This window comes from Caloramator mitchellensis (assembly GCF_001440545.1).
Classification (GTDB): domain Bacteria; phylum Bacillota; class Clostridia; order Clostridiales; family Caloramatoraceae; genus Caloramator; species Caloramator mitchellensis.
In genome coordinates this window covers 1-12,577 of record NZ_LKHP01000020.1, presented here as the reverse complement: position 1 = coordinate 12,577, position 12,577 = coordinate 1, and the positions used below count along the sequence as shown (strand labels likewise).

Below are 12,577 nucleotides of genomic sequence, written 5' to 3'. Positions count from 1 at the left end.
ATATGATTGTAGTAGGAATTGGTCCAGGAAATTTAAGATACGCAAGCTATGAAGCAATCGAAACTATAACCGATGCAGAAATGGTTGTTGCATTTAAGAGGGTCGGCAAGGATTTGGAAAGTTTGAGGGAAATAAAATACATTCAAAGGTTTGAGGAACTTTTAGAAATTAAAGAGGATTTTGTATTTGTAGTATCGGGGGACCCGACATTATACAGCGCCCTTGAATTTCTAAAGAGAAGGGGGATTAAAATAGATAGAGTTGTTCCATCGATATCATCCTTTCAGTATTTGATGTGTAAACTTCAAAAGAGCTGGAATGATGCTAAAATTATCAGTCTTCATGGAAGAAGGGGAGATTTATCAGATGTAAATAAAAATGGAATAACCATTATTTTTACTGATGATAAGTTCACTCCAGAATATATTTCTAATAAATTATTTGAAGAGGGATTTAATGGGAAAATTTATGCAGGATATAACCTTTCATATGAAGATGAATTGATATTAGAAAAAAATATAGGGGATGAGTTTGAAAATATATCAGACTTATCAATAGTGGTGGTGGAAACATGTTTATAAAGGATGAGGACTTTTTAAGGGACAGGGTTCCGATGACTAAATTTGAAGTCAGGAGTATTAGCATTGCTCTTCTTGACATAAACAAAGGGGATAAATTTGTAGATATAGGTGCAGGAACCGGAAGCATATCTATTCAGGCTGCATTATTAGGTGCCGATGTAGTTGCTATAGAAAGAGATAAAGAGGCTTTAGAACTTATTAGGAAAAATGCTGAAAAGTTTAAGGTTGAAATAGAGATTATCCATGCAAAGGCGGAAGATGTATTGAATGGTTTGGAGTTTGATAAGTGTTTTTTAGGCGGAAGTGGAAATGAAATGGACTATATTGTGGATATTGTTGATAGAAAATTAAGAAGAGGTGGAATAATTGTTGCAAATTTTATTAAACTCTCAAATGCAAATAAATTTATTGAAAATATGAGCTCAAAAGGATATAGTGTTGCAACAAGCCTTGTTTCTGTTTCAAGGATGGACGAAAATGGACTTTTGAAGGCAAATAATCCAATTTTTGTAGTTAAGGCAGTTAAATGTTTGGAGGTGCAAAGTTGAAAAAACTGATTGGAGTAGGAATAGGACCTGGAGATAAGGAACTTATAACACTTAAGGCGATTAAGGCGATAAAAAATTCAGATGTAATTTTTTTACCCTCCAGCAAAGGCAAGAGCCTTGCTGAACAAATTACAGAAGAATATATATTGGATAAAGAAAAGGTATATCTTGAATTCCCTATGGGGGAAGAAAACAGCGAAAATTATAAGATGGCTGCAAAAATCATTGATGATAAACTATCGGATGGGAATATTGGAGTGTTTTTAACTCTTGGAGATGCTTTAACATACAGCACATTTATTTATCTTTATGAAGAGCTGAAGAAATATGAGGTAGCAGTAGAAATAATACCTGGAGTAACATCCTTTAGCGCGGCCTTTTCAAAACTTAAAATTCCCTTTTCTATAAAGGGAGAGGCTGTATTAGTTACCGATAGGGATGTTGATGAAAAAATATTAAAAAAGGTCGATGGGGCGGTATTTTTGAAGGCTAATAAAAACAAATCTGCACTTGAAAAGTTGAAGGCAAACGGGTTTAAATATTACTACGTTAAAAGGTTGTTTTTGGACGGGGAAGCATTTTACACAGACGATAAATCCATATTAGAGGATAAGGATTACTTATCCTTACTGCTTGCAAAAAAGGAGTGATAAGATGGTTTATTTTATTGGAGCAGGTCCGGGAGATGTAGATTTAATCACTGTCAAGGGCAGGAAGGTTCTTGAGGGTGCAGACGTTGTAATATACGCAGGTTCGCTTGTTTCAAAAGAACACCTGAATTTCTGCAAGGAGGGTGCGATATTTATTGACAGCGCACCATTAACATTAGATGAGATTATTGAAAAAATAAAAAAATATAATGATGATGACAAAATAATCGTAAGGCTGCATACGGGAGACCCTACTATTTACGGAGCAATAATGGAGCAAATGGTGGAGCTTGATAAATTAGGTATAAAATATGAAGTAATCCCGGGAGTAAGTTCATTCACAGCAAGCTGTGCTGCACTGAAAAGGGAGTTTACCGTTCCAGAGATTTCACAGAGCATAATAATTACAAGGCTGTCAGGAAGAACACCAGTTCCAGAAAGCGAGGATTTAGAGCTTCTTGCAAGGCATAGAACTGCAATGGCAATATTTTTATCGGTTCAAAACATAGAAGAGGTTGTTGAAAAGCTAATAAGGGGCTATGGAGATGAAAATACTCCAGTTGCTGTAGTTTATAAGGCGACATGGAGGGATGAAAAGATAATTACTGGAACTTTGAAGGATATTTCAGACAAGGTTAGGGAGGTAGGAATTAAAAGCACAGCACAGATACTTGTTGGAAATTTTCTTAATTTAAGTTCTAAGAGCCTTCTTTATTCAAAGGATTTCCAACACGCCTTCAGGGAGGCTAAGAGATGATTGCGGCAATTTATTTTACTGACCAGGGTAAATTAATTGCAGATAAAATAAAGGATAGTTTTGATGATGTATTTCTTTTTTCAAAGCATAACTATAAAACTAATTTAGAAAACATATTTAATGAATTTGATAAAATAATATTCATATCGGCAACGGGTATTGCAGTAAGGACATTAGCACCTTTTATAAAAGATAAATGGAGCGACCCGGCAGTTGTTGTCGTAGACGATTTGGGAAGATACTGCATAAGCCTATTATCAGGTCACTACGGAGGGGCAAACGAGTTTTGCAACGAGGTTGCAAAAAAAATAAATGCTATGCCTATAATAACAACAGCTTCCGACTCAAGGGGATTTGTGGCGCTGGATTTAATTGCAAAGCGATATAACTTCTACATTGAAGATGCTCAAAAGCTAAAGGAAGTAACGGCATCTATGTTAAGGGGAGAGTATATCGATATTATATCAGATGTTGAATTGAATATTGATTATCCATACATTTCAAAGGATGCTACTAAAAAAGTTGTTATAACATATAGAGAGAAAACAGATTACGATAGTGATTGTATTTTACGGCCAAGGATATTAAACGTTGGTATAGGATGCAGAAGGGGAGTTTCAAAGGAAAAAATAATAAATGCTATTGAATTTGTTTTTAAAAAGAACAATCTTAGCATAAAAAGCATAAAGCAAATAGGAACAGTTGAGGTAAAAAGGGACGAGATTGGCCTATTGGAATTTTGCGATGAGATGAAACTACCAGTAATGTTTTTTACTTTAGGTGAGATAAAATCAGTTCAAGAGTATTTTGAAAAAAGCAGTTTTGTTGAAAATAATATTGGAGTTACATCTGTAGCAGAGCCATGTGCTTATTTGATGGGGAATGAAATAATTGTAAAAAAGACTGCTTTTGATGGTGTTACCATTGCAGTTTCTAAGGAGGGCTAAAATGGCTAAATTATATATAGTAGGGATAGGTTCGGGAAAAAGAGAGGACTTAACTATAAGGGCTTTAGAGTGTATCGACGCTTCAAAGGTTATAGTGGGTTATACTCATTATATAAAGCTTATTGAAGATTTATTAACAGGAAAGGAAGTTTATCAAACTCCCATGAAAAGCGAGGTTGAAAGATGCAGGGCAGCTATAAAGTATGTTAGGGAAGGATTGGATACTGCAATCGTTTCATCAGGCGATCCTGGCCTTTACGGTATGGCAGGGCTTATATTGGAACTTGATAGCAGCATAGATATAGAAGTTGTTCCTGGGATTTCGGCTGCATTTTTGGCTGCAGCAAGCCTTGGAGCTCCACTGATGCACGATTTTTGCACAATTAGCCTTAGCGACCTTTTAACACCATGGGAAGTTATTGAAAAAAGGCTTGAGAGCGCTGCTTTAGGCGATTTTGTGATTGCACTTTACAATCCCAAAAGCCACTCAAGAGTTACAAATATGGAAAGGGCAATTGAAATTATTTCAAAATATAGAAGCCCCAAAACACCTGTTGGGATTGTTAAAAACGCAAGGCGTGATGGAGAAGTTAAAACAATAACAACCCTTGAAAATATAAACTATGATGATATTGATATGCTGACTACAGTAATAATAGGGAATAGCAACACATTTATTAAGGATGGATATATAATAACTCCAAGGGGGTATAATATTTGATATGGGTTATATCAGGAACTTCCGATGCTAAAAGGCTGCTTAAAAATATACACGACAAAGTTAAATATATTGCAACTGTAGCTACAGACGAAGGAGAAAAGGAGTTTGAAGCGTTTAATGTGGTTTCTGGAAGATTGAATTATGAAGATATGATAAAATTCATAATAAAAAATGAAATAAAATTAATAATAGATATGTCCCATCCATTTGCAAAGGAAGTATCTGATAATGCAAGGAAGGCATCTGAAAAGATGAACATTAAATATATAAGGTATCTGAGGAATGACATAGAACTTGATGGGGCACTTTTGTTCGATGATTTTGAAGAGTGTGCAGAGTTTTTAGAAGATAAACAAGGGAATGTGTTCTTTACAATAGGCTCAAAAAACATAGGTGTTTTTGAAAAAATAAAAAGGGGCAGAAGATTTATATACAGGGTATTGCCTGCAGAATTCAGCATAGCAGAATGCAGAATTTATAATGTCCCAATGGATGATATAATTGCTATGAAGGGAACATTTTCAATAGAATTAAACGCCGCATTGTTCAAGGAATTTGGAGTAAAATATGTTGTGATGAAGGACAGCGGAGTTGAGGGAGGAAGCGTTGAAAAAATTCAAGCTTGTAAAATGCTTAACATAGCCCCCCTTGTCATAAGAAGACCAAAGGAAGAAGGATTTAATAATTTAAATGAAATAATGGAGCTTATTTTTAAAAATGAGTGGTGAGAAAATGATTGCAGTTTTAGGAGTTAACCCGAAGGTTGATATAAAGATACGTGAAAAATTGTCCATAATTGAAAAGAGAATAGAAGATAAACTCTATGCGCTTTTAAAATACACTGAAGAAGCTGTTATAATAAGCACCTGCAATAGAACTGAGGTATATTTATCATCTGAAGATTTAAACTATGATGAAATACTCAATATTTTAGGATGGACTAATTTTAAGGAATATGTTTTTATTTATGAAGAAAAAAATGCAGTAAAACATTTAATGCAGGTTGCATGTGGGTTTGACTCTCTTATTTTAGGAGAAGAACAGATTTTAGGACAGGTTAGGCATTCACTTGAAATAGCAAGGGATGCAGGAACCTGTGGCAGCGTATTGAACAGGCTTTTTGAAATGGCTGTTGCATGTGGAAAGGAATTTAGGAATAGGGCAAATCTTAACAAATACCCAGTTTCATCTGCATCTATCGTTGCTTCTGAAATACAAAATAGGGATATAAGAAATGTTCTAATATTAGGATATGGTGAAGTTGGTCAGCTTGTTTTAAAATATATTTTGTCAAAGGATATAAAAAAAGTTTATATAGCCATAAGGGATATAGGCAAATCCGAGAATATTGATGAAAAGGTTAAATTTATAGAATTTAAGGATTGGAAAAATTACATTCGTGATGTCGAGGCAATAGTTTCGGCAACTTCAGCACCCCATACGGTTATTAAAAAAGAGGATATCGACAAAGAAATGTTGATATTCGACCTTGCAGTTCCAAGGGATGTTGAGGAAGATGTCAGAGATGTTCATGGAGTTACCGTATTGGATATAGACGAAATTTCAAATATAAATCAGGAGAACATAAACGCACGAAAAGAAACAATGGAGAAAAATAAATATTTAATTGATAAATATATGAGCGATTTCTTTGAATGGTTAAAGCTAAAAGAAATAACACCATTGTTTATTCAAATACAAAATTTCAGCGATTATGTATATAAAAAAAGATTTAGGACCTTTAAGAACAAATATAAGAATTTAGACCTTAGAAAAGCAGAAATGCTGTTTAAAAGCACGGCTGACGCATTTGCCGAAAGGGCAATAAGCGTTTTAAAGGAAGAATATATAAATGGCAGGGGAGAAGAATGCAAGAGGATAATAGAGAAGATTTTCAGGGAATGAATTTTATTAGCCTAACCCTTTTGTCTGATAAAATAAGAGCTGGGATAATAGGTGCAGGAAGAGCAGGGCTTATTAAAACAAAATCCTTTATCAAAAACAATGTAAGCGTCGAAGTTCTATCGAATGAATTTTTAGACGAGTTTTATGAGCTAAAGTCAGACAAACTAAAGCTTATAAAAGGTGAATATAAAAGCGATTTTTTAAAGGATAAGCATATTGTAGTAATTGCTGTTGATGGCGATGTTAAGGATAAAATAAGAGATGACTGCGAGAGGCAGAATAAAATTTATATAGATTGCAGCAATTTCAAGGATGGAAATGCTCTTATGCCTATGCAGGGAAGGACTAAAAATATATATTACTCAGTTAACACATTTATGGGAAATCCAAGGGCGTCGGTTTTTCTTTCAGACAGGATGCACAATTTTTTGATGGATTTTGATGAGTTTGTTGGTTTTACAAGCAATATAAGAAGCAAAGCAAATATAAACAGAAAAGACATTATGAATTTTTTAAACAGTAGGGATTTTTATTTCATGTATAGGAAGGGAAAGCATAATCTGGTTTTAAAACTATTTCTGGAGGATTGTTATGATTAGAGTTGCAACGCGAAAAAGTTCACTTGCGGAAATTCAAACAGACATTGTTATAGATATATTAAAGCAAAAATTAAACATAGACTGCGTTAAACATTTTTACACAACCAAGGGGGATAAGATACTTGACGTTTCCCTCGATAAAATTGGAGGCAAGGGACTTTTTATAAAGGAAATTGAGATTGCACTTTTAAATGGTGAAGTTGATATTGCGGTTCATAGCCTTAAGGATGTTCCAACTGAACTTGAGGAGCAATTTGAGATTGTCGCAACTCCTATAAGGGAGGATGCCAGGGATGCATTTGTCTCTATGAAGGGTTTAAAATTCCAAGAGCTAAAAAGGGGTGCAAGGATTGGAACCAGCAGCATTAGAAGGGCAAAGATGCTAAAAAATTTAAGGGACGATATCGAAATAGTCCCTATAAGGGGCAATGTTCAAACAAGGATAGATAAGATTGAAAGAGAAAATTTAGATGGAGTGGTATTGGCGGCGGCAGGATTAAAAAGGCTTGGACTTGAAGGTATAATAACCGAATACTTTGATGTGGATGAAATGGTTCCAGCATGTGGACAGGGAGCCATTGCTGTTGAGATATTAAAGAGCAATCCTTTAAAGAATTTGATAAGCAAAATAGACGATGAGGATGTAAGAATTTGCACCGCTGCCGAAAGGAATATTATGACAATACTTAAGGGTGGATGCCACAGCGCAGTTGGAGCCTATGCTAAAATTATAAACGATAAGATTGAAATAATAGCCGTAAACGATGTGGATGGAAGGTTGAAAAAAGGAAAGATAACAGGTGATAAGAAGGATTATATAAAGATTTCCGAGGAAATTGCAAAATCACTGCTATAATGGAGGATGCCATGGGAAAGGTTTATTTAATAGGAGCAGGGCCCTATGATGAGGAACTTATCAGCCTTAAGGCAATCAGGGTTTTGAAAAAATGTGACGTAGTTTTATACGATAGATTGTTGAATAAAAGCATATTAAAGCATTTGAGGGACGATTGCAAATTGTATTATTGTGGCAAAGAGAGCGGAAGCCACTACAAGACTCAGGAAGAGATTAACGATATGCTCGTGGAATTTGCAAAAAGTGGTTATACAGTCGGTAGAATAAAAGGCGGGGACCCCTATGTATTTGGAAGGGGCTCTGAAGAGGCTTTAAGGCTTTTGGATGAGGGCATCGAGTTTGAGGTGATACCTGGTATTACTTCAGCTATATCAGCGCTGAACTATGCAGGCATACCAATAACACATAGAAAAATTGCACAGAGTTTTCACGTCTTTACTGGAAAGTCGGCGGGAGAGTTGAGCCACGACTGGAGCGTTATTGCAAAGTTGAATGGAACTATTGTTTTTTTGATGGGATTAGAGAGCATTGAAGATATTGTGAACAATCTCATGATTAATGGGATGGACAAAAATAAAAGCTGTGCAGTAGTTTCAAACGGAACTTCAGCAAGGCAGAGGGTTGTCGTAGGGCAGTTAGAAAATATTTCAAAAAAGGTTAAGCAGGAAGAAATTAAATCTCCTGCAATTATAGCCGTAGGAGATGTAGTAAAATTCAGAGAAAAATTAAACTGGTTTGAGAATAAGAAGCTGTTTGGTAAAAGAATTTGCATAACAAGGGCTAAGGAGCAGTCAAAGGAGTTCAGGGAAAAATTATTAGATTTAGGCGCAGAGGTTGTAGAGGCTAATTCTATAAGTATAAAGAACCTGAGCTCCAACCTTGATGATTATATCGACAAAATTATGATGTCAAATATAATCGTTTTTACAAGCACAAACGGAGTTGATATATTCTTCGATTATCTAGTCAGCAAAAGAATAGATATAAGAAAAATAAAGGCGAAGATTGCATGTATTGGCGAGAAAACTGAAGAGCAAGTGAAAAAAAGAGGAATTTTTCCTGAAATAGTTTCAAAGGAATATGTCGGAGAGGCACTATTTGAGGAGATTAAGAATCATTTAAGTGGAAAAGAAGTTGTTTTTCTTCCAAGAGCAAAGGATGCAAGGCCATTTTTAAAGGACGCACTTTTAAATTCAGGTTGCACAGTATATGAAGTTCCAATTTATGAAGCTGTTGAAGAGGAGGCAATTGATATTGATTTATCAGATGTAGATTATTTTACATTTACAAGCCCCTCTACAGTAAAAAATTTTATTAAGCTTTATGGAAAGGAATGCCTTGTAAACAAAAAAATTATTTCAATAGGGCCAATAACTAAAAAGGAACTTGAATATTTGGGTTTAGATTCATTTATGGCAAATAAATATACTGTTGACGGAATTATAGAAAAGATACTTGAATTGGAGGGATAGCATGTTTAAAAGAACGCGAAGATTGAGGGTTAATGAAAATATTAGAAGCCTTGTTAGAGAAACTTTTGTAAATAGGATGGATTTGATATACCCCATATTTGTGATTGAGGGCGAAAATATTAAAGAGGAAATAAACTCTATGCCAGGAGTTTTCAGGTATTCCGTTGACAGACTTCCTGAAATTATCAAAGAAGTTGAAGAAGCAGGAATTAGAGGGGTATTGTTGTTCGGAATTCCAGAGCATAAGGATGAATGTGGAACCGGAGCTTTTGAAGATGATGGAATAATTCAAAGGGCTGTAAGAAGGATAAAGGAAATATCAGATGTATATGTAATAACCGACGTCTGTATGTGCGAATACACAAGCCACGGTCACTGTGGAATTATAGAAGATGGCTATGTCGACAACGACAGGACATTAGAATATCTAGGCAAAATAGCTCTCTCACACGTTAAGTCGGGAGCCGATATGGTTGCACCATCGGACATGATGGATGGAAGGATTAGAAAGATAAGAGAGGTTCTTGATGAAGCTGGATATGTAAACACACCTATAATGGCATATTCTGCTAAATATTCATCGGCTTTTTATGGACCATTCAGGGAAGCTGCTGAATCCGCGCCTAAGTTTGGCAACAGGAAACAATACCAGATGGACCCTGCTAACATAAGGGAGGCTATGATTGAAATAGAAAACGATATTTTAGAAGGTGCAGACATCGTTATGGTTAAACCTGCGCTTGCCTACCTTGATGTTATACGCTGGGCAAGGGATAAATTCAATGTTCCAATTGCTGCATATAACGTCAGTGGCGAATATTCCATGATAAAGGCAGCAGCAAAGCTTGGTTACATAGACGAGGAGAGCGCCATGATGGAAACTTTGACTTCCATAAAACGTGCCGGCGCCGACATCATAATAACCTACTTCGCATTGAGTGCCATTCACTTGATTTCTTGACTTCTTGAGTTGTTTGACAATTCGGCCAAGCTTCACTGTAAAAAGTTTGGACTTTTAATTTTTATAAACTAGTCTTAGCAGAAAGAAGGTGAAGAATAGCGGGTTAATTTTTACCGCTAAATACAATATGAGAAACGAGAGCATATTTAATGAATCCCAAAAATATATGCCTGGAGGCGTTAATAGCCCGGTTAGAGCATTCAGGGGACTTAATATTAATCCTCCTGTGTTTAAAAGTGGTAAAGGGCAATACATCTATGATGAGGATGGTAAAAGATATATAGATTATGTTGGCGCATGGGGACCTATGATTTTAGGACACTGCGACGAGGATGTTGTTAAGGCGATTGAGGAAACTTCAAGAAATGCGATAGCATTTGGAGCGCCGACTGAGCTTGAGCTAAATCTTGCAAAGCTTATTTGTGAGACAACTGATATCGATATGATAAGATTTGTAAATTCAGGAACAGAAGCTACTATGAGCGCTGTAAAACTTGCAAGAGGTTTTACAGGTAAGAATAAGATTATTAAATTTTCAGGTTGTTATCACGGCCATTATGATGGTTTTCTTGTCTCAGCCGGTTCTGGAGTTATGACTCATTCAATTCCTGGAAGCGCTGGCATTCCTGTTGATAGCGTTAAAAATACTTTAATAGCAGATTACAACGATATAGAATCAGTTAGGAAATTGTTTGAAGAATATGGTGATGATATAGCTGCTGTTTTGATAGAGCCGATAGCCGGAAACATGGGGGTTGTTCCTGCAAAAAAGGACTTTTTAGAAGAGTTAAGAGTATTGTGCACAAATTATGAATCGCTTTTAATTTTTGATGAAGTTATGACGGGATTCAGGGTTGCCTACAAAGGTGCACGAGAGATTTATGGAATTGAGCCAGACCTTGTGACATATGGTAAAATTATAGGCGGTGGATTGCCCTGCGGTGCCTACGGAGGTAAAAGAGAGATTATGGAATACCTCTCTCCCATTGGACCGGTTTACCAGGCGGGAACAATGTCTGGAAATCCAATTGTAATGGCTGCCGGTTTAGCTACGCTTAATAAAATATATGAGAATAAAGATGTATTCTACACAAAGCTTGAAGGACTTGGAAAAACACTTGAGAGTAAAATGATGGAGGCTGCGAATAAAAGGGGAATAAATATTACTATAAACAGATGCGGCTCTATGCTTACTGCATTTTTTACTGACAGAAAAGTCGAAAACTATCATGATGCAAAGCAATGCGACGTAAATTTATATTCTAAGTTTGCAGAGAATATGATTTTAAACGGACACTATGTTTCGCCTTCACAGTTTGAGGCATTGTTTTTATCTATTAGGCATAGAGAAGAGGATATTGAGGAGTTTATAGAAACAATAGAGAAAATTTTTTAGGCTGCATGGCAGCCTATTTCTTTATCCAATTATATTCGTTATAATAATATTATATATGACTTAATTTTTAAAAAATTATGAAGGAAAAAGAAAGTATTTGTAGAATAATAAATATATAATAAATTTGAATAATTTTAATAATAGAAAATTATGCTGCTATGTTTAGGGGGATACGTATGCATAAAATGCCAAAAACAATAAAAATACTTAATAACATTAAAATAAAAAATTCAGTTATTATTCTCATTGCGACAATAGAGATATTCTTAATCTTAATATCATTGCTTGCAATTAATAATATGAAAACATTGAGAAATGACATAAATAGTTTATACAACGATAGGATTCTGCCTGCAAGTGAATTAAAGAAGATGGAAAAGGAATTTTATCAGATTAGACTTAGCTTTGACCAGATGTTATATTCAAATAATTATGATTCTAGCCTAGAAGCACAGATTTTATGGAAGAACAAGAATACAGACAAAATTCTTAGCAAATATAAAACATTTAATTTGAATGATGAACAAAAAAAGATGGTATCTTTGTTGGAGAACAACTATAAGCTGTATATAGAAAACATTTTAAATATTACGAATAAATTAAAGAATAAGGAAAACATATCAGTTGAGGATATTAGTTATTATAAAGATTTGAACATTAAAATCGAGAAATCCTTTGCCGATTCAATTAAGTTTAATGACGATATAGCGGCAATAGTTGTTAATAAGAGCAATGTTTCATTTAGTAAATCTATAAATACATTTGTTTATATATTCATTCTGATTACTTTATTTTCAGTATTTTTAGGTCTTATTATAGAGAAAATTATAAAGAATTCTTTAATGAAAATTAAACAAGTTGCTGAAAGATTGTCTGAATATGATTTTACTATAGAATTGGATGTAGAGGGCAAAAATGAACTTGCTCAGGTCAATAATTTATTAAAAAACATTATCGAAAATATAAAGGAAACGCTTAAACAAGTTCAAGAGAAAGCTGTAGAATTAACTGCACATTCAGAAAATCTTTTGACAAATTCAGAAGAGATGGCATCGTCATCACAAGAGCTTGCAAAGACAATGCAGCAGGTGGCAGAGGGTTCATCTTCACAGGCAAGCGATTTACAGGATATCGTAGGATTAATGTCAAATTTAACTGACAGTATAGAGAATGTATATAAAGAA

14 protein-coding genes are annotated in these 12,577 nt (G+C 34.8%); all 14 read left to right on the top strand.

What is annotated here, in order from left to right; genetic code table 11:
* Positions 1-2 precede the first annotated feature (2 nt).
* Positions 3-581: a precorrin-6y C5,15-methyltransferase (decarboxylating) subunit CbiE gene (gene cbiE, locus ABG79_RS11275; protein ID WP_057979573.1), complete on the top strand. Its 579-nt coding sequence runs from the start codon at positions 3-5 to the stop codon at positions 579-581.
* Complete coding sequence (gene cbiT / locus ABG79_RS11270; protein WP_057979572.1) at positions 572-1,129, top strand: precorrin-6Y C5,15-methyltransferase (decarboxylating) subunit CbiT; 558 nt, start codon at positions 572-574, stop codon at positions 1,127-1,129. The genes cbiE and cbiT overlap by 10 nt, the downstream gene beginning before the upstream one ends.
* Positions 1,126-1,779 (top strand): precorrin-2 C(20)-methyltransferase, encoded by a 654-nt coding sequence (gene cobI / locus ABG79_RS11265; RefSeq protein ID WP_057979571.1) that lies wholly within the window; start codon positions 1,126-1,128, stop codon positions 1,777-1,779. The genes cbiT and cobI overlap by 4 nt, the downstream gene beginning before the upstream one ends.
* Positions 1,780-1,783: 4 nt before the next feature.
* Positions 1,784-2,536, top strand: coding sequence for a precorrin-4 C(11)-methyltransferase (cobM, locus tag ABG79_RS11260; protein ID WP_057979570.1), 753 nt, complete (start codon positions 1,784-1,786; stop codon positions 2,534-2,536).
* The gene (gene cbiG, locus ABG79_RS11255; protein ID WP_057979569.1) at positions 2,533-3,483 is read left to right on the top strand and encodes a cobalt-precorrin 5A hydrolase; all 951 of its coding nucleotides are present in this window, start codon (positions 2,533-2,535) and stop codon (positions 3,481-3,483) included. Before cobM ends, cbiG begins: the two co-directional genes overlap by 4 nt.
* A 1-nt stretch (position 3,484) precedes the next feature.
* The gene (gene cobJ / locus ABG79_RS11250) at positions 3,485-4,204 is read left to right on the top strand and encodes a precorrin-3B C(17)-methyltransferase (RefSeq protein WP_057979568.1); all 720 of its coding nucleotides are present in this window, start codon (positions 3,485-3,487) and stop codon (positions 4,202-4,204) included.
* On the top strand, positions 4,201-4,932 hold the full coding sequence (gene cobK, locus ABG79_RS11245) for a precorrin-6A reductase (RefSeq protein WP_057979567.1): 732 nt from the start codon (positions 4,201-4,203) through the stop codon (positions 4,930-4,932). Before cobJ ends, cobK begins: the two co-directional genes overlap by 4 nt.
* 4 nt (positions 4,933-4,936) lie before the next feature.
* Positions 4,937-6,109 (top strand): glutamyl-tRNA reductase, encoded by a 1,173-nt coding sequence (gene hemA / locus ABG79_RS11240; protein WP_057979566.1) that lies wholly within the window; start codon positions 4,937-4,939, stop codon positions 6,107-6,109.
* Positions 6,073-6,708 (top strand): NAD(P)-dependent oxidoreductase, encoded by a 636-nt coding sequence (locus tag ABG79_RS11235; protein ID WP_057979565.1) that lies wholly within the window; start codon positions 6,073-6,075, stop codon positions 6,706-6,708. Before hemA ends, ABG79_RS11235 begins: the two co-directional genes overlap by 37 nt.
* Entirely contained in the window at positions 6,701-7,564 is an 864-nt protein-coding gene (hemC, locus tag ABG79_RS11230; protein ID WP_057979564.1) for a hydroxymethylbilane synthase, read from the top strand. Before ABG79_RS11235 ends, hemC begins: the two co-directional genes overlap by 8 nt.
* Before the next feature lie 11 nt (positions 7,565-7,575).
* Positions 7,576-9,036 carry a uroporphyrinogen-III C-methyltransferase gene (cobA, locus tag ABG79_RS11225; RefSeq protein WP_057979563.1) on the top strand — a complete coding sequence of 487 codons (1,461 nt, stop codon included), beginning with the start codon at positions 7,576-7,578 and terminating at the stop codon, positions 9,034-9,036.
* Position 9,037: 1 nt separating this feature from the next.
* The gene (hemB, locus tag ABG79_RS11220) at positions 9,038-9,997 is read left to right on the top strand and encodes a porphobilinogen synthase (RefSeq protein WP_057979562.1); all 960 of its coding nucleotides are present in this window, start codon (positions 9,038-9,040) and stop codon (positions 9,995-9,997) included.
* A 127-nt stretch (positions 9,998-10,124) separates the two neighbouring features.
* Positions 10,125-11,393 (top strand): glutamate-1-semialdehyde 2,1-aminomutase, encoded by a 1,269-nt coding sequence (hemL, locus tag ABG79_RS11215; protein WP_057979561.1) that lies wholly within the window; start codon positions 10,125-10,127, stop codon positions 11,391-11,393.
* A gap of 176 nt (positions 11,394-11,569) precedes the next feature.
* Positions 11,570-12,577, top strand: a 1,008-nt coding sequence (locus ABG79_RS11210; RefSeq protein ID WP_160318244.1) for an MCP four helix bundle domain-containing protein, incomplete at its 3' end; no start/stop codon positions are given.